Annotated in this window: 23 protein-coding genes; 18 read left to right on the plus strand and 5 right to left on the minus strand. The window is 66.3% G+C overall.

Annotation, left to right across the window (positions count from 1 at the left end; genetic code table 11):
• Positions 1 to 38: 38 nt before the first annotated feature.
• Positions 39 to 1,280, plus strand: coding sequence for a PucR family transcriptional regulator (locus ACIA8C_RS07380; RefSeq protein ID WP_397131935.1), 1,242 nt, complete (start codon positions 39 to 41; stop codon positions 1,278 to 1,280).
• A gap of 22 nt (positions 1,281 to 1,302) precedes the next feature.
• Here ACIA8C_RS07380 and ACIA8C_RS07385 read toward each other — a convergent pair whose 3' ends face one another.
• Positions 1,303 to 2,640, minus strand: a complete 1,338-nt coding sequence (locus tag ACIA8C_RS07385; protein ID WP_397131937.1) for a dicarboxylate/amino acid:cation symporter — start codon at positions 2,638 to 2,640, stop codon at positions 1,303 to 1,305.
• Between the two features lie 392 nt (positions 2,641 to 3,032).
• On the opposite strand from ACIA8C_RS07385, the gene ACIA8C_RS07390 reads away from it, so the two are divergent.
• Together ACIA8C_RS07390 and ACIA8C_RS07395 are read left to right on the plus strand one after the other, a co-directional pair.
• Positions 3,033 to 3,938 carry a DUF1206 domain-containing protein gene (locus ACIA8C_RS07390; protein ID WP_397131939.1) on the plus strand — a complete coding sequence of 302 codons (906 nt, stop codon included), beginning with the start codon at positions 3,033 to 3,035 and terminating at the stop codon, positions 3,936 to 3,938.
• 213 nt (positions 3,939 to 4,151) lie between these two features.
• Positions 4,152 to 4,661, plus strand: a complete 510-nt coding sequence (locus ACIA8C_RS07395) for a hypothetical protein (RefSeq protein WP_397131941.1) — start codon at positions 4,152 to 4,154, stop codon at positions 4,659 to 4,661.
• 69 nt (positions 4,662 to 4,730) lie between these two features.
• Here the strand turns inward: ACIA8C_RS07395 and ACIA8C_RS07400 are convergent, their stop codons facing one another.
• Positions 4,731 to 5,564 (minus strand): NAD(P)H-binding protein, encoded by an 834-nt coding sequence (locus ACIA8C_RS07400; protein ID WP_397131943.1) that lies wholly within the window; start codon positions 5,562 to 5,564, stop codon positions 4,731 to 4,733.
• A 283-nt stretch (positions 5,565 to 5,847) separates the two neighbouring features.
• Between ACIA8C_RS07400 and ACIA8C_RS07405 the strand changes: the two genes are divergently transcribed.
• From ACIA8C_RS07405 to ACIA8C_RS07445, 9 genes are all read left to right on the plus strand, one after another.
• Positions 5,848 to 7,386, plus strand: a complete 1,539-nt coding sequence (locus tag ACIA8C_RS07405) for a M1 family metallopeptidase (RefSeq protein WP_397131945.1) — start codon at positions 5,848 to 5,850, stop codon at positions 7,384 to 7,386.
• Positions 7,387 to 7,687: 301 nt separating this feature from the next.
• On the plus strand, positions 7,688 to 8,347 hold the full coding sequence (locus tag ACIA8C_RS07410) for an MspA family porin (RefSeq protein ID WP_397131947.1): 660 nt from the start codon (positions 7,688 to 7,690) through the stop codon (positions 8,345 to 8,347).
• 59 nt (positions 8,348 to 8,406) lie between these two features.
• On the plus strand, positions 8,407 to 8,649 hold the full coding sequence (locus ACIA8C_RS07415) for a hypothetical protein (protein WP_397131949.1): 243 nt from the start codon (positions 8,407 to 8,409) through the stop codon (positions 8,647 to 8,649).
• On the plus strand, positions 8,646 to 10,016 hold the full coding sequence (locus tag ACIA8C_RS07420) for a hypothetical protein (RefSeq protein ID WP_397131951.1): 1,371 nt from the start codon (positions 8,646 to 8,648) through the stop codon (positions 10,014 to 10,016). Before ACIA8C_RS07415 ends, ACIA8C_RS07420 begins: the two co-directional genes overlap by 4 nt.
• A 4-nt stretch (positions 10,017 to 10,020) precedes the next feature.
• Entirely contained in the window at positions 10,021 to 10,179 is a 159-nt protein-coding gene (locus ACIA8C_RS07425) for a hypothetical protein (protein ID WP_396993845.1), read from the plus strand.
• A 13-nt stretch (positions 10,180 to 10,192) separates the two neighbouring features.
• The gene (locus ACIA8C_RS07430; RefSeq protein ID WP_397131953.1) at positions 10,193 to 10,765 is read left to right on the plus strand and encodes a hypothetical protein; all 573 of its coding nucleotides are present in this window, start codon (positions 10,193 to 10,195) and stop codon (positions 10,763 to 10,765) included.
• Positions 10,762 to 10,914, plus strand: coding sequence for a hypothetical protein (locus tag ACIA8C_RS07435; RefSeq protein ID WP_397131955.1), 153 nt, complete (start codon positions 10,762 to 10,764; stop codon positions 10,912 to 10,914). The genes ACIA8C_RS07430 and ACIA8C_RS07435 overlap by 4 nt, the downstream gene beginning before the upstream one ends.
• 93 nt (positions 10,915 to 11,007) lie before the next feature.
• Positions 11,008 to 11,322, plus strand: coding sequence for a hypothetical protein (locus ACIA8C_RS07440; RefSeq protein ID WP_397131957.1), 315 nt, complete (start codon positions 11,008 to 11,010; stop codon positions 11,320 to 11,322).
• Positions 11,323 to 11,450: 128 nt separating this feature from the next.
• Entirely contained in the window at positions 11,451 to 12,308 is an 858-nt protein-coding gene (locus tag ACIA8C_RS07445) for a hypothetical protein (protein WP_397131959.1), read from the plus strand.
• A gap of 7 nt (positions 12,309 to 12,315) precedes the next feature.
• On the opposite strand, the gene ACIA8C_RS07450 is transcribed toward ACIA8C_RS07445, so the two are convergent.
• Positions 12,316 to 13,149 carry a S1/P1 nuclease gene (locus ACIA8C_RS07450; RefSeq protein WP_397131961.1) on the minus strand — a complete coding sequence of 278 codons (834 nt, stop codon included), beginning with the start codon at positions 13,147 to 13,149 and terminating at the stop codon, positions 12,316 to 12,318.
• A gap of 107 nt (positions 13,150 to 13,256) precedes the next feature.
• Here ACIA8C_RS07450 and ACIA8C_RS07455 point away from each other — a divergent pair, with 107 nt between their 5' ends.
• Together ACIA8C_RS07455 and ACIA8C_RS07460 are read left to right on the plus strand one after the other, a co-directional pair.
• Positions 13,257 to 13,595 (plus strand): hypothetical protein, encoded by a 339-nt coding sequence (locus tag ACIA8C_RS07455; protein ID WP_397131963.1) that lies wholly within the window; start codon positions 13,257 to 13,259, stop codon positions 13,593 to 13,595.
• 428 nt (positions 13,596 to 14,023) lie between these two features.
• The gene (locus ACIA8C_RS07460) at positions 14,024 to 14,911 is read left to right on the plus strand and encodes a helix-turn-helix domain-containing protein (RefSeq protein ID WP_397131965.1); all 888 of its coding nucleotides are present in this window, start codon (positions 14,024 to 14,026) and stop codon (positions 14,909 to 14,911) included.
• A 72-nt stretch (positions 14,912 to 14,983) separates the two neighbouring features.
• Here ACIA8C_RS07460 and ACIA8C_RS07465 read toward each other — a convergent pair whose 3' ends face one another.
• The gene (locus ACIA8C_RS07465; protein WP_397131967.1) at positions 14,984 to 15,595 is read right to left on the minus strand and encodes a TetR/AcrR family transcriptional regulator; all 612 of its coding nucleotides are present in this window, start codon (positions 15,593 to 15,595) and stop codon (positions 14,984 to 14,986) included.
• Positions 15,596 to 15,673: 78 nt separating this feature from the next.
• Here ACIA8C_RS07465 and ACIA8C_RS07470 point away from each other — a divergent pair, with 78 nt between their 5' ends.
• From ACIA8C_RS07470 to ACIA8C_RS07485, 4 genes are all read left to right on the plus strand, one after another.
• Positions 15,674 to 16,687, plus strand: a complete 1,014-nt coding sequence (locus tag ACIA8C_RS07470; RefSeq protein ID WP_397131969.1) for a GlxA family transcriptional regulator — start codon at positions 15,674 to 15,676, stop codon at positions 16,685 to 16,687.
• A gap of 104 nt (positions 16,688 to 16,791) precedes the next feature.
• A complete protein-coding gene (locus tag ACIA8C_RS07475) occupies positions 16,792 to 17,508 on the plus strand; it encodes an alpha/beta fold hydrolase (protein ID WP_397131971.1) in 717 nt (238 codons plus the stop codon).
• A gap of 56 nt (positions 17,509 to 17,564) precedes the next feature.
• The gene (locus ACIA8C_RS07480) at positions 17,565 to 18,530 is read left to right on the plus strand and encodes an alpha/beta hydrolase (protein ID WP_397131973.1); all 966 of its coding nucleotides are present in this window, start codon (positions 17,565 to 17,567) and stop codon (positions 18,528 to 18,530) included.
• 29 nt (positions 18,531 to 18,559) lie between these two features.
• On the plus strand, positions 18,560 to 19,282 hold the full coding sequence (locus ACIA8C_RS07485; RefSeq protein ID WP_397131975.1) for an alpha/beta hydrolase: 723 nt from the start codon (positions 18,560 to 18,562) through the stop codon (positions 19,280 to 19,282).
• A 57-nt stretch (positions 19,283 to 19,339) separates the two neighbouring features.
• On the opposite strand, the gene ACIA8C_RS07490 is transcribed toward ACIA8C_RS07485, so the two are convergent.
• Complete coding sequence (locus tag ACIA8C_RS07490) at positions 19,340 to 21,256, minus strand: Xaa-Pro dipeptidyl-peptidase (protein ID WP_397131977.1); 1,917 nt, start codon at positions 21,254 to 21,256, stop codon at positions 19,340 to 19,342.
• Positions 21,257 to 21,319 lie beyond the last annotated feature (63 nt).

Genomic DNA, 21,319 nt, shown 5'->3' on the forward strand with positions numbered 1-21,319 from the left:
GAACCTGCTATATAGCTAATGCTGACAAAGGAGTTGTCATGGCTGTCGACAGCCCGATCCGGCCGAACCTGACGATCTCCGGGAAACCGATGTCCACTCCCTTACGCGACGTACGGGCCCTGTCCCGGCAAATGGTCGGCCACTTCGTCGAGAACGTCGTGGCGTGCGGAACGCTGCCCGGCGAGGCGATCTACGGCGACGTCACCACGATCACCCGAGTCTGTCTCGAACTCGCCGCCAGCATGCTGGACGGCAAGAACATCCCGGCGAAGGTCGAACAGCTCGAGGAGGCCGCCGCCGGGTGGGCGCGCGAGGGCGTGCCGATCGACGCGATCCACAACGCCATTCACGCCGGCTTCAAGATGGGCATGGACCTCGTCGTCTCGAATCTGACGGTCAAGGACTTCGACAGCTTCGTCGACGGCTCCAAGACGAACATCGAGATACTGCACACGCTCACCTCCGCCATCTCCCGCGCCTACTTCCGGGAATTGCGTGCCGCGGTCAGCGAGCACCACACCGCGGTGCACACCCTCACCTCCGCGCTGCTCGGCGGGCGGCCGACCTCGACGATGGCGCGCGAATGCGGTATCTCCATCGCCGAGTCCTATGTGGTGCTGGCCGTGTCGATTCCACGCCACCGCGACGAACTCAACCCGGCCCTCAACACCCAGGTCGTCGCGCGCCGCAAGCTGCGCCGCACCCAAGCCGAGCTGGCCACCCGCTGCGGCGGCAACGCCCTGTCGCTGCTCAGCATCGATGGCGGAACCATCCTGCTGCCCGCCGACCAGCAGCGCGACGACGAGCTGGACGCGCTGATCGAGGGACTCTCGCACGCCGCCCAGGTCGGCATCACCGCAACGTTGATGGAGGCCACACCCGAACAGATCCCCGGTGCCGTCGATCAGGCGCACGAACTGCTCGACATGGTGCACCGGCTGCACTGCGTCACCGGCCTGTACCGCTTCGACGAACTCGCCCTCGAATACCAGCTCACCCGGCCCGGCCCCGGCCGCGAATACCTCGGTGCTGTGCTCACCCCGCTCGACGAGCACGCGGAACTACTGGAAACCCTCCAGCTGCACATCAGCAACAACCTCAACCGCCAACGCACCGCCCGCGCCCTGCACGTACACACCAACACCGTCGACTACCGACTCAAGCGCATCGGCCAGCTCACCGGCTTCGACCCCTCCCAACCCTCCGGGCTCTGGTATCTCCGCTCCGCCCTGGTCGCCCGCTCCTACCACCCCGCCGACACCGGTCGACAGGTCGGTTGAGCACGTTTCCACGGCGGCGTCATCATGCCGCGGCGGGCACCTCTCGCGGCTCTTGCTCCGGTTCGGGTTCGGCTGCGGTCAAGGGTGCGGCGGGCTGGTCGAAGACCTCCTGGTCGAGGATGCCCTCCCGCTTGGCCACCAAGACCGGGACCACCATCTGGCCCGCGACATTCGTCGCGGTGCGGATCATGTCCAGGATCGGGTCGATGGCCAGCAGCAAGCCGGCCCCGGCCAGCGGCAGGCCCAGCGTGGACAAGGTCAGGGTGAGCATCACGATCGCACCGGTGAGCCCGGCGGTCGCCGCGGAGCCGACCACGGAGACGAAGGCGATCAACAGGTAGTCGCGAATGTCGAGGTGGGTACCGGTGATCTGCGCGACGAAGATGGCGGCCAGCGCGGGATACACCGCCGCGCAACCGTCCATTTTCGTGGTGGCCCCGAACGGAACCGCGAACGACGCGTATTCCCTTGGCACACCGAGCCGTTCGATGACCATCCGCTGGGTCAGCGGCATTGTGCCGATCGACGAACGGGACACGAAAGCCAATTCCACTGCGGGCCAAGCCTTCGCGTAGAAGCGGATCGGGTTCACGCCACCGACAACGCGCAGCAGGATCGGGTAGACGACGACCAGCACGATGAGGCAACCCACGTAGACCGCGATCGTGAAGGTCGCCAACGGCCGCAGCAGGTTCCAGCCGTAGCTGGCGATCGCCTTGCCGATGAGCCCGGCGGTGCCGATCGGCGCGAGCCGGATAACCCACCAGAGCGCTTTCTGCACCAGCTCCAGCACCGACTCCGCCAGTGTCAGAAAAGGTTTGGCCCGATCGCCGAGCTCGAGCGCCGCCACCCCGAGCACCGCGCCGAGGAACACCAGTTGCAGCACATTGCCATTGGTGAAGGCACCGACGACGTTGGTCGGGATGATGCCGGTGAGGAAGTCGGTCCAGCCGCCCTTCGAGTCCGGCGCCTTGGCGCCGACCAGGGTCAGCTCGACACCGCGACCGGGATTGGTGACGAGCCCGAGCACGATGCCGACCGCCACCGCGATCAACGCGGTGCCGAGGAACCACAGCAGGGTGCGTCCGGCCAACCGGGCCGCGTTGGTGACATGCCGCAGCCCGGCGACGCTCACCAGCACCGCGGTGAACACCAGCGGCGGCACCGCCAGCTTCAGCAGCTGCACGAATATGCCGCCGACTTGGGTCAACGTGCTGGTGAGCCAGGCCGAGCCGGTGGCGCGGGCAATAAAACCAGCGGCGATACCGACCACTAAACCGAGCAGGATCTGGACGCCGAACGACCAGCGCGCCGGGTTCAGGACACGGCTGCGCGAACTAGGTGAAGACAAGGGAACCATCCAAGACAATCAGAGGATCTGGTGAGCTGAGCGCGCGTCAGCTACACAGCTGCGCGGCCAACCGGCCGAGATCCACATGCAGCCTGGCGACCAGGTGCACGACTGTCGCGAAAAGGTTCATAACGCCCTAAACGGTAAGCGATTCGTCCGACCAATTCCTCCTCCAGTCGGCGCATCCCGATATGTCCTGCGTCACAACCCGTTCCGATCAGCGCCATTCGGCCGGTGCCGGCGTTCCCCAGTCGTGCCGCCAGTTGATCCCGCCCGCCGATCCACCTGGTCTCGACGCCCGGCGCCGACTTTGCCCGGCCCGCAGTAGATCTGAATTTTCGCGCCCGGTGTCAATCGGCGGGAAGTGGGCATTACGGCCGTTGAAGAGATGAGGAACAACCATGAGTATCTTCCGTAACGCGACCAGTAATCGACGACACGACCGAGTCGGCACGAGGCGCGGCGGCCGGTCCGGCTGGGGCCGACGAGCCGGCGACTATCGCCGGCGCAGGTCAACGACCTCGAGCGGGCTGGAAACGGCCGCGCGATTCGGCTTCATCGCGCGCGGCATCGCCTACCTCACCATCGGCATCATCGGCTTCATGCTGGCGATCGGTACCGCCGAGCACGAGCCGGACGGCGGCGGCGCGCTGGCCGCGATCGCGACCAAACCCCTCGGCTACCTGCTGCTGTGGATCCTGGTGTTCGGCTTCGCCGCCTTGGTCGTCTGGCGAGTCACCCAAATCGCCGGCGCCCGGCGGACGTATTCGGCCGGACACCGGCTCTATGCCGTGATCTCCGGAATCGTCTATGCCCTCGCCTTTTTGGGCACCTTCCGCTACGTCGTGCACGGCCGGACACCGAAGCCGAGCGACGCCATCGCGCGCGACCTGACCGCCCGCATCCTGAGCTGGGACGGCGGGCAGATCGTCGTGCTGCTGATCGGCCTCGCCATCATCGCCTTCGGCATCTGGCAGACCATGCTCGGCCTCAGCCTGCGGTTCGCCGAGGACCTGCGGATGGGCTGGATGACGCACGGCGCCCGCGAAGCCGTCATCTGGCTCGGCCGGATCGGCTATCTCGCCCGCGGCGCGATCGTGCTCAGCATCGGCCTCGCCGCCGTCATCGCCGGCCTGAACTACGACCCCGCCGAAGCCAAGGGCATCGACGCGGTCCTGCGCGACTTCGTCACAAAGCCCTTCGGCCCCTGGCTGCTCATCCTGATCTCCTTGGGCCTCATGGCCTTCGGCGTCCTGTCCTTCCTCGAAGCCAAACACCGCAGAACCTACGGCGGCGTCCCGGTCTAACCCTCGGCGAGCTGCTTCCCCAGTTGCGCGTTAGCGCACGTCACGCAGTGGGGGGCAACGGGTTTCGGTATTGGCGGTGCAGAAATCGTATCGTGGGCTCGCCCTCGGCGCAGAGACATGGCGGCGGGGGCTTGCTCGTCCCCTGAACAGCGTGTGAACAGCACAGTAGTAGGAGGTACGAAGATGGTACGGCGACGCTTTCGAATTCTGACCATGATGACCGCGGCGGCACCGCTCGCCGCGGCCCTTGCTTTCCTTCCGGCGGCACCGGCTCAGGCCGCCGATGGGGACCTCAGTTGCTCGGCGACTTTCAAGCTCACCCTCGCTCCCCCGCTGCGGGCTGGTGGCGGCGCGAATGTGTCGATCAGCGGCGATCTCAGCAACTGCGCCTCGCGCAATGGTCAGCACGCTGACCTGCGCACCGGCAAGTTGACCGGCACCGGGTCGGCGACGGCCACCGCCGGTGGCTTCAATCCGTGCGGATTGCTTGTCACCGCGAAGGGAAACGGCACGATCGCCTGGGTGTCCGGCGGCGACAGCGCGTTCGGCTGGCGGATCGATCCCGATCCGTTCACCGGGTTGGCGTTCAACGCCGCCGTCACCGGCGGGCAGTTGAAGGGTGACGCGATCACGGTGGCGGCGCGGGATGCGCGACCCAACGCGGGTTGCCGGACCGATGGCCTGTCGACCCTGACCGTCACGGCGCAGGTGACGTTCGCCTGATCCGATAACGAAGGCCAGGTCTGAAAGCCGGACCTGGCCTTCTGTTTCGGAACGTCGGACCACACCCGGCTATGCCCAAGCGCCTGCCGCGACGGCGTCGTGCACGTAGTCGGCGAAGTCGATCGGTTCCCGGCCGAGCAGGCGGCGAACGGTATTCGTCACCTTGGCGTTGCGGCCGTCCAGCAGGGTCGCGAAGATGTCGAGCATGCCCGCCACCTCCTCGGCAGGCATGCCGAACTCGGCTTCCAGCACCGCGCCGAATTCCGCACCGGTCACCGGAATGTAGTGCACCTCCCGCCCGGTCTCCTTGGCGATCGCCTCGACCGCGTCGCCGAAGGTCAGCAGCCGGGGGCCGGTCAGTTCGTAGTTCTGGCCCGCGTGCCCGTCCTCGGTGAGCGCCAGCGCCGCGACCTCGGCGAGATCGGTGGAGTCGACGAAAGGCTCCAGCACCTGTCCCGCAGGGAAGGCAACCGCACCGCCGAGCACCATATCGGTGAAAACGCCCTCGTCGAAGTTCTGGTTGAACCACGCGGCCCGCAGCACGGTCCATTCGGCGCCGCTCTCGCGCACCGCAGCCTCGGCAGCGGCGGCCTGGTCCTCACCGCGAGCGGACAGCAGCACCAGCCGCGCGACGCCGTTCGCAACGGCCAGTTCGCTGAACGCCCGAATCGTCTCTGCCGCACGAGGATCCCCGATATCCGGGGTGTACATCACGAACGCGGCTCGCACACCGTCGAGCACGGGAGCCCAGGTGCTCCGATCCTCCCAATCGAACCCGAGCTGCGCCGAACGGGAGCCGATATGAACGGGGAATCCCTTGGTGGCCAACTGTTCTGCCACTCGGCGGCCCACCTTGCCGGTGCCCGCGGTGACGAGGATGGTTTCGTTCTTCGTTGTTGTCATGCTCCTAGTCAAGCCGTCGGCGGATCGACGAACCATCGACGAAAAGCTCAGTTGCATACGTCAGCGTCTCAGCCTCCCCACCCGGCCCGGATGATCAGGTGAAAGCACCTCCGAGACAGCACAACTAGGCATTCTGCGCAGAATTTCCGCGCCATTGCGGAATGCCTACTCACCTGATCGAAATCCCCAGTTGATCTCCACTGGAGATGGGGTACTCCACTGTGATTCTCTTGGTATCTGCTCGAAATTACCCCTGTGTCTGACACATTGGAGTTCTTATACCATGAGACGTTTTCACTTGTTGCGCACGACCTCGGCACGAGCTGTTCCACTGCTGGTGGTCGCCGCATTGGCTTCGAATGCAGGCACAGCCGCCGCGGCGACCCTGACCGGAATCGGCGATCCCAATTTCCCGAATATCGGCAGCGCCGCATATGATGTATCCAACTACAGCATTGATCTGAAATTCGATCCGTCCTCCGGAAGGCTTTCCGGCACCACAACGATCACCGCCAAGGCCAAGCAGGATTTGAAGGCCGGTACGGCGATCGGTTTCGACTTCCTGCTCCAGACGCAGTCGGTGCTTATCCAGAACAAGCCCGCGAAATACACACTCGGCAAAGACAAGCTGGCCGTTACGGTGCCGGTGAACCTGGCGCCTGGCGCCGAATTCACCACCGTGGTCGCCTACAACGACATCCCGTCCCGGGTGCAGAATGCGGCAGGCGCCCGTAACTGGATCGAAAACGCGGGCGGCGCACTGATTTCCAACGAGCCGTTCTCCGCCGAATGGTGGTACCCGAGCAACGACCACCCGACCGACAAGGCGACCTATGCGGTGTCGGTACTCGCGCCGGAGGATCGCGACGTCCTGTCCAACGGCGTCGAAACCAGTGTCACCCAGACGATTCCGGGCTGGAAGCGGCACAACTGGCTGAGCAAGGCGCCGCAGATGACCTACGCCACCTTCCTCGCCATCGGCAAATACGAGCGCAGCGGCCAGGACGCGGGCACCCCGGCGCGACCGAACCTCAACGCCTACGCGACCGACCTGGACCCGACCATTCGCGCCAACGCCAAGTCGAGCATCGAGCGGACACCGGAGATCGTGGACTGGCTGGCCAGCTCGCTCATCCCGTACCCGTACGAGGCGACCGGCGGCATCGTGGACGCGCGGATGGGTGGCTTCGCCCTGGAGACCCAGAGCAGGCCGACATACACCGACGGATTCTTCAAGCGCGGCAAGAACGATTCGGTCGTGGTGCACGAAAACGCGCACCAGTGGTTCGGTGACTCGACCTCCGTCGCCACCTGGAAAGACGGCTGGCTGAACGAAGGCTTCGCCAGCTACATGGAATACCTGTGGTCGGAGAAGAACGGCACCGGCACGGCGGCGGAAATCGCCGACTACGCCTACGCCACCTCGACCAGGATCAATTGGAATGTCGTGCTGACCGATCCGGGGCCAGCCGACGTCCTGCCCGCCGAGTTGTACACCCGAGGCGCATTGGCCATCCAGGCATTGCGCAGCGCGCTCAATGATGACGATGTCTTCTTCCGGTTGATCCGGGAGTGGCTGACCAAATACCAGTACGGCAATGCCAAGATCGCCGACTTCATCGACATGGCCAACGCCGTATCGGGCCGCAGCACGAACGCGTTGTTCAAGACCTGGCTCACCGATAAGGGCAAGCCCGCCTACAAGCCGACCGATGCGACATTCGACGCGAACGCGAAGCGCGCACCCCGTTCGGTCACCCCGCCTCCGGCCAAGCCGAAGGTGTATGACGATCTCTACGCGGTAGTGACCTCGAAGCAGTAACCGTCCGATCGACAACGGGCCCGTGGACACCACGGGCCCGTTCTCGCGTCCGCGGCCTTGGTCGCGCGCCTTCAGGTAACGGACGCCGCGTGACGCACGCCACGAATCGATCATTGAAACCTCGACTACCGGCCCCTGCCAGCACAAGTCAGGTGTCCAGATGGTGAACGAGCGATCACGGCGACCCTTGGTAGACGCCCATAGTTTGCCAAGTAATAGCTGATGCGTTTTCCTTACCTCATGGGAGAACCCGCTCCGGCGGGTTCAGAGCCGTATCTCGACGCGACAAGGATGGATTTCGATGAGCTGGGTTGCGTTTCGGCGAAGCGGCGTAGCTGCGGTGCTCTGGACATGCTCGATCACCGCTGGATTGCTGGCTAATGGCCAGGGCACTGCTTCAGCCGACGCGGTCGCGGACAAGACGCGGGTGGTCGCGACCGATGACGGCTGGACACTGACGGTCACCAAGACCGCCGAGACCCTCGACCGCTACCCGAATCTGGCCGCGACAATGTTCACCCGCGAAGGTTTCGTGTCGTTGAAGGCGGTCGCCGAGGTCACCGGCAAAGGCAACCAGCCCGTCAACGCCGCGGTCGTCAGCTTCGGCTATCAAATCGGTTGCCAGATAGACGTTTCCAGCGGCCTTACCACGAGCCTCGGCATGTCGGTCGGCCCCAACGCCTCGCTCAACATCTCCTACCCGCCCAGCGTCAGCCTCGGCGTGAATGCTTCGGTCTCGCCCAATGTTTCGACCACGCTCAAGCCCGGGTCCATCGCGACCGTCGAATTCGGCAAGAAGGCGTTGGCTTCCGGACGCGCGTCTATCGCCATGGATCAGGTCGAAGTCAAGGTCGATGCCTGCATGGGCCCGGTCTCGTTGCGCTCCTTCGCCACCGCGACCATGTCCACCCCCACCGCGGACAACACCACCACCGCCTACGGCGACCCGATCTGGCTGTAACCACCACCCGCACACAGCTTTTCATCGCTGACGGCGGCATTCGAAGGAGATCGAACGGTATGACCAACCCCGCGGCGGAATCAGACAATGCCGCACTGGCACCGGTGGCGCTGCTGGCCGGACTGTTCATGCTGATCGCCGCCTTCGCCCACCTGGACCGGATACCGAGCTGGGCCGACGACTACGGCGCGATCCTGGTGTACCTGGCGTTCTTCCTGTACATGTCCATCAGCGGACGCCTGACCTGGTGGGGCGCCGACATCGTCTACGCACAGGTCAAGGCCCGCCGGAGCCGCCGATGAACCGCCCAGGAACGATCAACCGGCTGACCGGAGCCACCCTCGCCGCCACCGCGGCGGGCATCAGCATCGGCTTCGCCCCCTTCGCCACGCCCAGGGCCGCCGCGGTTCCGTGTGCGGAGTGGCAGCAAATGCACCCGGGCTGGCCCTGCGTCGATACCCCCTCGCTCCCGCCGACACCACCTCCGGGTCCGCCGACGCCGGCACCGCTGCCCGCGCCAGCGATGCCCGGCCAACCCCCGATCAACAGCGGTGGCGGCAGTCGAGCCGGCGCGCTGACACCCCCACCACTACCGTCCGGCAACGGCGCGCCGATCGTCGCCGTGCCGGGAACTCCATCGCCGGGCGATCGGGCGACCGCACCCGCGCCGATACGGGCCGAACCACCAGCGGACGCACAGCCTCCGTCCCCGGTGCCACCTCCGGAACACCCGGCGGCCACGCCGAGTCCAGCAGCAATCGTGCCGGACCCGCCGCCGCCCAGTCCAGCACCCGAACAGTTACCGCCGACCACCGATGCCGGGCACGGGAACGACGGTCGAATCCCGTTGTTGCTCTTGGCCGGAGCGGCCGCCTTCGCGGCCGGTGGTATGCGTCCGCGCGGACTCCGGCCTTCGCGTCTGCTGAACGTCACGCAGGTCCGCGCGGATTCCGAAAGCGGCCCCGGCCTGGTCACCTCCGGTCAGCCGGCGCACACCTACACCGGTGTCGACGGCAACGGCAACCACTCCCAGGTCACCGTCCCCGCCACCCCCGATACGGTGACCACGTTCGCACCCCAACAATCCACTCCGACAACCAGTTCCGGCCCAGGCCTGCTCACCTCTGGTCAGCCGGAGCACACCTACACCGGTGTCGACGGCAACGGCAACCACTCCCAGGTCACCGTCCCCGCCACCCCCGATACGGTGACCACATTCTCGCCAGGCAGCGAGGACGAGGACCCGTGGGCGGGCAGAGCCGCTACCGGTGCCGCCGCAGGCACTCAGGAATTCGGCACTCGCATGGTCGAGACCGTAGATCCCTCCGGCAAGCACGCGTGGGTCCCGGCGACAGCCGAGGAAGCCGAGCGCATGGGCACGGTCTTCAAGGGCCTCGGCCGTGCCGGATTCGGCGTCGGACTAGGGCTGAGCGTCTATGACGGCGTCAGCGGCTACCAGAACGGCACCTATGACGGTGGCGAAGCCGGTGCGGTGATCGGCGGCGAGGTAGTCGGCGGCGCGTTGGGTGGTGCGCTGGCCGGGGCAGCCGTAGGGTCGATGGCCGGACCCGTCGGTACCGCGATCGGCGCGGGTATCGGCGCGGCCATCGGTTCCGAAGTCGGGAAGAACGCCGCGCTTGGTGTCAAACATTTCCTATTCGATAGGTGACGCGATGAGCCGACATGGCAAACCGTTCAGGTTCCGGAATCTGAAGCTCGATACCGACTACCTGAGTTATCGGTTGGACACGGTTGTCTACGGATTGTCGGCCGCCGCCGGATTCCTGATCGTTTTCGCGGTGATCGAACACTTCGCCCCCTGTGTGCTGTGAGAGTGAGGACATCATGACCGAGACCGCCGAGGCGCCACTGCTGACCCGACTCGCCGCGGCCGGTGCCGGGTTCCGGCTCGCACCGCCGCCGGGCAGTCTCGCCGCCCTCGTCGGTCAGGCGGAACCGCTGGCAGGCTGGTCGTCCGTGCGCGGGTATGCCGAGCTCCCCGGCGTGCTCAGCTGCGAGGTTCACCTGCCGTCGCTCGACGGTGATTTCGCCGCCAACTCGGTCCAGACCGCATTCGTGTTCGACTACCTCACCGACACCGAGGACATCCTGAACACGGCAGCCGATTTGGCGAACCTGGGCAGTGCCGACGTCGCGCACGAGCCACTCGCTCGAATATCCGATCGGGTGCGGCGAACCACCTATTTCGGTACCTACCCCCACGACTACCATCAACTGTGCTGCTGGATCGACTATTACCTAATAGACTCGGGCACCGAAAGCGGCGGATATCTACTCCAGCACGCGAAGACTGCCACCGAAACCCAATGGCCGACAGTGGAAGCCGATTTCTCGCGCGGCACGGCCCGCGTCGAAACATTCATCGAAACGGCGGTATCGCGGGATCGGTCGCGATGATCGATCCGTTCTCGCGACGACCACGAAATCAACGCGACGGACGCCCTCGGCACCTGCTCCGCATGGCAGCCAGCGGGCTCATCACCGGCGCCGCCGCGGCGGGCTTACTCGAGATCGGCTGCCACCTCTGGCAGCTGATCCAGCGCTGAGCGAATTCGCGCATATCGGACCGCACCCTGGATAACGGTACCCGGCTCTGATATGTTGTGCGGCAACGCATTCGACCAACGAGAATGAGCCACATGAGTGAGCAGCTAGCTGTCATGGGCCGTCTATGGCAGGAACACATGCGCACGCCCTTCCCCGCCCGGCTGCACAGCGTGCGGTCGGCGGGCGTCGAGATGGCGTTGCTCGACGCGGCCATCGCAGGCTGTGTATCCGTCTGGCATGACAACGGCGGTTCCCTCGATACCGAACGCATCGGCACGCTGCGCAAGCGTCTCGCCGAACTGGACCAGGTCTTGCCGCTCATCACCGAAGAAGCGGAACTCCGGTACCTCGAGCGGCTGCGCCAATTGGCCGTGCTCGCCTCGGATACCGGCCCGAACCCTGCGTGAATTCGGTTGCGGCTCAGGGAAATGATGGCTCGCTGACGGCGAGGTTATGTACGCCAGCGGCGTTCGGCAGGTGCGCGTGCCAGGCTGGCGGGGTCGGTTTGTCGAGTGGCAAAGGAAGCCGAAGCATTGTGACCAGATCAAGCGAAGTGCGGCTCGAAGCGAAGGAACAATTCCGGGAGATCATGGTCCGGCTGCAGGCCACAGCCGACATGTATCTGTCCACCGAGGCCAAACGCGTTGCCGCGGCCACCGAATTGGCGCGGTTGACGAAGGAGCTCGAGCTAGACCTCGACGAGGCCGACCTGGTCATCGAGGCCAGCCAGGACGTGCTGATGATGGCCGAACTGCAGGCCTTCACCGACGCTTTTCGTGCCGCGCGAGATCGGCATACCACCCGCGACCAGCGCACCGACTGGATGACGGAGATCCGCACCCTCGCCGAGGCGTACCAGATGGCTGAGGCCAACGGCCTACCGGTACAGGCGATTTCGCACGCCGGTTGGCATCCCGGCGCCCGCGTCGGCGCGCACACCGCCGTCGCCAACTCGATCCTGCTGGCATACCACGACTCCGGCGACGGAGCGGTGCTCATCTTCGAAGAAGGCCACCTCGACTCCTTCGCCGGCGGCGGGCTCGGCGGCGACTTCGCCGACCGGCCCTTCACCGTCAACACGGTGATCGAGTCGGGGCTGTGCGGGGTGCTCGCTCCGGAAGCCGGGAAACTGGAAGTGATCAGCGAGAACGGCACGGTGTTCGCGGCCGATGTGGTGGCGCACACCTACGCCGTGACCATCGATCTGCCGAGCGAACGTAGGCTCAGCCAGCTGCGCAGAGCCTACGCGGCACCCGAGGACGAGGTGCCGTTCATGTTCGAGAGCGACGACCGCGGCGAGAATTACGAGACGTTGGATCGTTTCTCCGCCAGGGTGTACGACCGCGACAACGCGCTGCTGTACACGGGTCCCGTTCTCGCTGACCAATTCTGAGCGACGGTTACCCGGCGGCGGATCCGGTCGGCGTGCCGAGCACCGTGTTGAGCAGCTGACCGAGCAACTCCCCGGCGAGGCGGAGCTGGGTTTCGGCTACCGGCAAGAACTTTCGGGTGTACTCGTCACCGATGGTGGCCGAGTCCGGATAAACGCCCGGAGTTTCGATGATGCGGCAGCTGTCCTGGGCCCATCGGATCGGATCGCTATCCGGCTGCGCGGGTGGCAGGTTGGGCGCGGGCAACGCGAGCAGTCGCTGCACCTCGTCGGCATCGGTGGCGTGGCGGGTATCGAGCATTCGGCTGTCCCACACCGAGTGCAGGTTGGTGCTGCGGCCCAGATATTGGACCTTGATCTCGTTGCCACCCCGGTCGCGCGCGTACCCGGCGTGCATCGGCTGATTGATGTCGCCGACGAAGTGGACGATGAACTTCAGGGCCTGGCGCCGGTCGGCGTCCGCGCGGGACCGGTCGGCGAGGATCGCCGTCTGCCGCCGCAGCGCCTCGATGACGTTCTGGCCATCGTTGCCGTTCACCGCGGGGTCGTAGACGCAACCGTTCTCGGCGATGTTGACGTAATGCCACGGTGCCGAGATCTTCCCCAGCTCCGGATCGTTGCTGCGCACCTCGTCGGCCCAGTTCGACACACCGGCCAGCGTCGGGTTCGCTTCGCCGGACAGCAGGCGGGCCACCTCGCCCCGGGCCGGTGCACTCAGCCGCAGGTCGGCGATGGCACCGGTGGTGTTGTGCCCCTGCGGCCCCCACGCATTGGCGGTGGGCGGCACCGAAAGCACGATCGCGGCGGCCGCACACAGGCCAACCAATACAGCTTTACCTCGCATCAAGAACAAATCCCTTCCGAATAGCTCCGCGCACCCACCCTGCTGCGCGCCATGGATCGAGTTATGTATTCCCTCTTGCTGATTCAAGTATCGGCGACAAGTGGCATATGCCGAACAAACACCGGGCTAAATCTTCGTGCGACTCGGGCACCGGTATCCCCTGCGGTACCGCCTCGAACGAGACACCGACCGCACTGCCGACCCAGCTCCGCAACCAATCGATCACCTGGCACGACTGCCGGACCGGACCGGACGACGAGCTCCGCACCCGCCTCGCCTCAGCAGACCCGCGTTGCGGCGAGTTCCAAGTCCCGTTGAACTACGCCGATCCCACCGGACCGGCGATCACCATCGCGGTCGCGCGTCGCGCCGCGACGGACACCGCACATCGACTAGGCACGTTGCTGGTCCAAACCGGCGGTCCCGGACGTCCAGGGATGGGGTGACCGTGATCGTCGACGGCCCCAAGGGCGGCCATCCGGCCACGGACCTTCACCCTAGAGCGAGCCGCCCAGCCGCCACCTCTGCCTTGTGGATGACAACACGCGCGCGACACGTCCGGCCATCGGTCTACTCGGGTGGAAATAGCGTGCGTCCAGTTCGGTTTGGCGCAATCGGAAACTTTCCTCCGTTTCCTTGACCGAATCCCGTTCGCGCGCTCCGTGTTTCATCGATACGGGACAGCCGGGCGCGACCGGCACCGAATCGTCGCCGATCAGCACCCCCGACAAAACATGAGCTACATCTGCACACTCAGGTGCAAGTTCGGTTGATCTGGGGCCGTCGAGCGATACCATCGTGGGAGGTGCGGTGTGGTTCGTCACAGCGACGGGCGCGATATCGCAGGCGGTCTTCGAGAAGCGGAGTAGAGGTCATGGTCACGGAACCGGTCCGGATCAGGGGTATCGACTCGCGGGTCGCGGAGCGCGGCCCGACAGCGTTGCGCATCGCGGTCGGTGGTCAACTCCGCAAGTTGCGCGAGCTCAAGCGCATCACGCCGGTCGAGGCGGGCAACCACATCCGTGGCTCGCACGCCAAGATCAGCAGGCTCGAACTCGGCCGCACCGGTTATAAGGATCGCGACATCCTGGATCTGCTCACCCTCTACGGCGTCACCGAGCCCGATCAGCGCGAGATGTTCCTCGACCTGGCCCGCAAGGCCAACCAGCCGGGCTGGTGGCACCGCTACAACGATCTGCTGCCACCATGGTTCGAGACCTACCTCGGTCTCGAGGGCGCCGCGCAAACGATCAGAACGTTTGAGGGTCAACTGGTTCCGGGCCTGTTGCAGACCGAGGACTACACCCACGCGCTCATCGAGGTCGGCCACCAGAGCGCCGAGGCGACCCGGCGGGTCGAGCTGCGCACCAAACGCCAGCAGATTCTCGACATCACCGACGGGCCCAGGTTATGGGCGGTGCTGGACGAGGCGGTGCTGCACCGCCCGATCGGCGGCAGGCAGGTGCTGCGCGAGCAGATCGAGCATCTGGTCGAGATGTCACACAAGTCCGGCGTGACCATCCAGGTGCTGCCGTATGACGCGGGCGGCCACGCCGCGGCAGGCAGCTCGTTCACCATGCTCCGCTTCGCCGAACGCGAACTGCCCGACATCGTCTACCTCGAGCAGCTGACCAGCGCGCTCTACCTCGACCGCAAGGAAGACCTGCAGACCTACCGTGAGGTGATGGACAAGGTCGCCGTGCAGGCCGCAACGCCGGAGCGGTCCCGAATCCTGCTGGCCGAGGCGGCCAAGGAGCTGTAAACGCATTGCGTCCCCGGTGATCCGGTCACTACCAACGGCTATGACCGCGTCGTCGGCGCGGTCCTGCCGTGCTCAGCCTGCGACTCGGTCGGCCCAGGCCGACGGTAGCGCCTGACTCGAGATGTCGGCGATCTCCGCCAAACGGGTCCGCTCAATACCCAAGCGGCTCAATTGGATCAGACCCTGCGCCACCACGACGATGTTCGCGCTGTGCGCCGACAGTACGCCCTCGTCGACCTTGCCGCCGAGACACGCTGCGGGATATAGCCGTTCGGCCACGCCCTGCTCCATGGCCGCCGTGGTCCTGGAGCCGATGCTGACCACTTCGGGCATCCTGGCGCCCAGTTGCGCGATGCTGTTGATCATCAGGCAGCCACGCCGATTCGGTTGCGCGGCACAGTCATCGATGATCGCCTGAAAGAGCGCGCGCACGGCAGCACGCGCCGACCCCGGCGCGGAGCCGACGACCTCGCGCACGAACCGCGCCCGACGCTCGCAGTAGCGTTCGAATACCGCGAGAAACAACCCCTGCTTGTTCCCATAGGCGGCGTACACACTGCCATTGCCGACACCGGTCGCGCGCGAGACGTCCTCGACGGACGTGTCATCGAAACCCTGCGACCAGAACAGCTCGGTGGCGGCGTCGAGCAGCCCCGATTCGTCGAACTGTCGTGGCCGTCCCATGCGCTCACCGTACCAATCCGTGTGCGAGATCGCCCACATCACTTGTTATGGAGGCGTGCCTCCATAACAATGGTTGACATGGCCCCCAACTCCACAGAGCCGCCCCGCCGACGGGTCGGCATTCTGGTCTTCGACGGCGTCAAGATGCTCGACTTCGCCGGCCCGGCCGAGGTTTTCGTGGAGGCGAACCAGACCGTGCCCGGCTACGAGGTAGTCCTGGTCTCGGCCGACGGCCAGGCCGTCCAGACCTCGATCGGCGCGCGGATCGAGGTGGGCGCCGCGGCCGCCGACGCGGGTCGCTTCGACACCGTCGTGCTGCCGGGCAGCGAACTACCGCCCGCGAAGTTCGTGACACCCGAGCTGATCGCCGCGGCCAGACACCTGTCCTGGAACACCCGCAGGCTGGCCTCGATCTGCAGCGGCGCGTTCGTCCTCGCCGAGCTCGGTCTCTTCGACGGCAGGCGCGCGACCACGCACTGGAAGTTCGCCGCCGACCTCGCGCGGCGCTACCCTGCCGTGCTGGTCGACCCGGACGCGATCTTCGTGCGCGACGCGAACCTCTACAGCTCGGCAGGTGTCGCGGCGGGCGTGGATCTCGCGCTGGCACTTGTCGAGGAGGACTACGGCGCCGACGCCGCCCGCCGGATCGCGCAGTTGCTCGTGGTGTACATGCAGCGCGCGGGCGGGCAATCACAGTTCTCGGCGTCGCTGAGCGGACCGGTCCCACGCAGCCCGCTGATTCGCAAGGTGGTCGACCTGATCTGCGCGGATCCGGCGTTCCCGCACACCGTCCAGACGTTGGCCGCGCATGCCATGGTCAGCGTCCGGCATCTGACGCGACTCTTCCGCGCCGAGCTCGAACGCTCGCCGGCCGAATACGTCGCCTTCATCCGCTTCGGCGTCGCCAGGGACTTGCTGCACGCGGGACACAGCGTCACCGAGGCCGCGATGACAGCCGGATACGGCAGCAGCGAGGCGTTGCGGCGCGCGTTCGTGGCCAGGCTCGGCATCTCACCGCGCAAGTACCAGCAGCGTTTTCGCTCCACCGGGTCGGTCGCCGCGCTCGAACCGATCGCCGCCGCCGTGTCCTGATCGGGGGCTTTTGCGGCCGGTAGCGAGGGGCGCCGAATGGGTCGCGCACCGGAAACTGAGTGTGGCACAACGCCATCGATCCCGAGGATCGAGAAAGGAACTCTATGTCTTCCGCGACAACCATTGTTCTCGTGCACGGCGCGTTCGCCGACGCCGCCAGTTGGGGCCCGGTCACCGAGCGGCTACTCGCGAAGGGGCACCGTGTTTTGGCACCGCCGGTCGCCAACCGCAGCCTGGCCGCGGACGCCGCGTACATCAGGTCTTTCGTCGAGCAGATCGACGGACCCGTCCTGCTGGCGGGCCACTCCTATGGCGGCGCGGTCATCACGGTCGCCGGGGTGGCCGACAATGTCGTCGGTCTGGTCTTCGTCTCGGGCTATGTGCTTGCGGTCGGCGAGAGCCTTGGCCAACTGCAGGGCGGTTTCCCGGACTCCGAGCTGGCCGCCAACCTCGTCTACACGCCGTACCCGATCGCGGACGGCGAGCCGGGGACCGACGTCTCGGTAGACATCGCCGCCTTCCCCGAGGTGTTCGCCGCGGGTCTCGACGCGACGCGGGCACAGGTGCTCGCGGTCTCCCAGCGGCCGCTGTCGGCCATCGCGTTCGGCGAGCCCGCCACGGCCGCGGCCTGGCAGACCAAGCCGGGCTGGGGAATCGTGTCCAGTGCGGACCGCACCATCAACCCCGACGTCGAACGGTTCGGCTACCAGCGCGCGGCACTGCGGTCGGTCGTCGAGATCGACGCGCCGCACCTGGCGATGCAGACCCACCCCGACGAGGTCGCCGCGGTGATCACCGACGCACTCGCCGAACTGGCCTGAGCTCGCGAAAAGAGCTGTACCACTTCCTCTCTCCTCCCCTACCGAAAGGAACGCTGATGACCGGAAACCCGCACGGAATCGCACTGGAGCCGGCGGCGCAAGAGTTCGTCGACGCGACCTCCGAGCCACCGTTCCTCTACCAGCTGACGCCGGAAGAGGGCCGCAAGGCGGTGGATTCGGTGCAGGACTCGCCGATCTTCAAGCCCGAGATCGACGAAGAGTGGATCACCATCGACTGCGGGCCGACCGGCTCGGTGCGGGCCAGGATCGTCAAGCCACGGGGGGCCACCGAGACGCTGCCCGTCATCGTCTACACCCACGGTGCCGGTTGGGTTTTCGGCGACGCGCACACCCATGACCGCCTGGTGCGCGACCTCGCCATCGGTGCGCACGCGGCCGTCGTGTTCCCCGAGTACGACCGCTCGCCGGACGTGCGTTTCCCGGTGGCCAACGAGCAGTCCTACCGCGTCGCTCAGTGGGTGCGCACCGACGGTGCCGCGAAGGCACTCGACCCGGCACGCATTGCGGTGGCGGGCGATTCGGTCGGCGGGAACATGGCCATCGCACTCACGCTGATGGCCAAGGAACGCGGCGACGTCTCGTTCGTACAGCAGGTGCTGTTCTACCCCGTGACCGACGCCAACTTCGACACCGGCTCGTACGAGCGGTTCGCCGAGGGGTACTTCCTGACTCGCGAAGGGATGCGGTGGTTCTGGGATCAGTACACCACCAGCGCGGAAGATCGCGCACAGATCACCGCGTCGCCGCTGCGCGCCACCACCGAGCAGCTGTCGGGACTGCCGCCCGCGCTGGTCATCACGGCCGAGAACGACGTACTGCGGGACGAGGGTGAGGCATTCGCCGCCAAGCTGCGCACCGCGGGCGTTCCCGTGATCCAGGCGCGCTACGGGGGCATCATCCACGACTTCGTCATGGTCAATTCGATGCACGACACCCAGCCCGCCAAAGCCGCTGTCGCACAAGCCGTTGCGGTGCTGCGGGCCGCCTTGCACCCCGCGTGACCCGAACACCCCGAACCGGAGGAACATTCGTGAGTACCGAACCAACCACCGCGCCGACCATCGTGCTTGTGCACGGCGCGTTCGCCGATTCCACCAGCTGGAACGGCGTCATCGAAACGCTACGCGCACTGGGATATTCCGTTGTCGCCGCGGCCAACCCGCTGCGCGGTCTGGCCGGCGATGCCGCGTACATCGGCTCGGTCCTCGATGACATCGACGGTCCGTGCGTCCTCGTCGGCCATTCCTACGGCGGGAGCGTCATCACCGTCGCCGCCGCGGCAAAGGCGAAGGTGCAGGCGCTGGTCTACATCGCCGCCTTCATCCCCGCCGAGGGCGAAAGCGCGCTGGAATTGACCGACAAGTTCCCCGGTTCCACGCTCGGGCCGACCACCCGGCCTGCGAACTATCTGCTCCCGGAAGGCAATTCGGGTACGGAACTCTATATCCGGCAGGGCGAATTCCCCGCCCAGTTCGCCGCCGACGTCCCGGTCGCCACCGCCGAGCTGATGGCCGTTACCCAGCGGCCCGTCGCGCTCGCCGCGCTACAAGAACCGGCAACGGCGGCGGCATGGCGAACGATCCCCGCCTTCGCGCTGCTCACCACCGAGGACAAGAACATTCCGATCGCGGCGCAGCAGTTCATGGCCGAGCGCGCGTCCGCACACACCGTCGAGGTCCCCGCCTCGCACGCGGTCAGCGTCGCCATGCCTGGCGTGGTCAGCGACCTGATCGTGTTGGCGGCCAAGCAGTAGTTATCGCGGATCCGGTCACGCCCAACGGTTTTCGGGCGTGACCGGATCGCGGGCCGGTCAGCCGATCGCGGCGGTCAGTGCGGCTTGCCCGCCAACTACCGGGAACGAAACCTTGGTTTCGGCGAGGTTCACGCCGAAACCTGGCCCCGGCTTGGGCCGCAGGGTGAACTCGTTGTCGCTGGAGAGCACCACCACGCCCAGTTTGTGTCCACGCACCAGCACGTAGTCGTGCGGCATCATGCACAGGTTGATCGCGTACTCCTTACCCGGGATGATCGGGCTGGTCTTGCTGAGCGAGTCGCGATTCTGCGGGTCAACCCAGCCCCTGGTGACGATCCGGGAACTGCCGTCCGGAGACCGATCCACCAGCAGCGCGGTCACATTCGCCGCCGGACGCTGGAAGGTCGCCTTCAGCGCGACGTCGACCGCGCCACTGATCCGCAGGGCGGTCGTGGTCGGCTTGGAGAAGTACGCCAGCCTGTTCGGCGAGCTCGGCGCGGCGACGAGGTCGGCGGCCAGTTTGGTCGCGTCGTCATCGAGGGATTCGGTAACCCGGCCCGCTCCGCTCGTGGCCAGCCCGCCGACATTGCGGCCGCCGGGCTGGAAGACCGCGGTCGCGGCGGCGGTGGCCGGGGCCGGCCAGTCCGCCTCGTTCACCCAGGACTTGTCCTCGCGCTGAATGGTGGCCTTCGGCTCCTTGTCGATGCCGTTGTTCTGGCCGAGCAGATACTTGCTGAACCACCGGTTCACCGTGCGCAGCCACTCGTCCTTGCGCAGGCCGATCGGATCGGTGTGGCCCGACTGGTGCAGCCAGATCTTGTGCGGCACACCGGCTTTCTTCAGCGCCTCATACCACTGGGCGACGTTCTTGGTCTTGACGTTGAAGTCGTTGAGACCGTGCACCGCCAGCACGGCGGCGTGCACCTTGCTCACGTCGTTGACGTAGTTGCGCTCGTTCCAGAAGGCGGTGTAATTACCGTCCACCCGGTCCTGGTCATGCTCAACCTTGTCGATGACCGGCGTGCAGATGTTCCGATCGGCCCTGGTGTAGACGTACTTGGCCAGCACGTCGGTATCCTCGCCCTGATAGGTGCCCGGCGCGACCACCGCGCCGCCCGCCCGGTAGTAGTCGTACCAGTTGCTGATCGCGGCGATGGGCACGATGGCTTCCAGTCCGGGCACACCGGTGGAGGCGACGGCATTGGGCAGGGTCCCGTTGTAGGACACGCCCATCATGCCGACCTTGCCGCTGGCCCAGCTGGCCACGACGTTCTTGCCTTGCGCGTCACGGGCTTTCGCCCGGCCGTTGAGCCAGTCGATCGGGGCCCGCGCGCCGATGGTCTCGTTGCGACCGCCCGAGGTCGGGCAGCCGGTCGAGGTGCCGGTGCCGAGCGACTCGCCATACATCACGGCGAAACCGCGCGCCAGAAAGTAATCCTCGTACTGCCAGGTGATTTGGCCTTTGTCGAGGGTGATACCCGCGACCCGCAGGTCCTCGGCTACCCGCGCGCGCAGTTCACCGGGCGCCGGGGCCAGCCGCGCGTCCGCGCCGTCCGGCACGTAGAGTTCCACGTCCACACCATGATTGGTGACATCGTTGCCGCCGGAGAAGTACGGGCTCGCCTGGTACACCACCGGCAGCTTGCCGGTGGCACCGGCCGGGCGGACCACCTGAACGTGCACCTCGTCGTCTTTGCCGTCGGCGTCGCTGTCCACCGGCGCGCGCACCCAAAGGTCTTGGCGGACAGGCGCGGCCGGGTTGAACGTCGGTTGCGCCTCGCCGCCGGCGAAGCTGGGTCCGGTCTGCGGTTCGGCCATCGCGGGCGCGCCGGAGAGCAGCAGCGCCGCGGCGACCGCCACCAGGGCTAGCCGCGGTAGCCGCCGCAGGGTCGACACCGTCCAGCCGACGGCCCGGACCACGCGGGTGCGCGGCCCGCGCCGATCGCGTCTGTGTTGCTGCTGTCTGGATGCCATTGCCTTCTCCTTGTCACCGCTCAGCACGAGGCACTCCCGTGTGAGACTCGAAATAGCTGCTGG

The sequence above is a fragment of the Nocardia sp. NPDC051321 genome, assembly GCF_044455225.1.
Taxonomy (GTDB): domain Bacteria; phylum Actinomycetota; class Actinomycetes; order Mycobacteriales; family Mycobacteriaceae; genus Nocardia.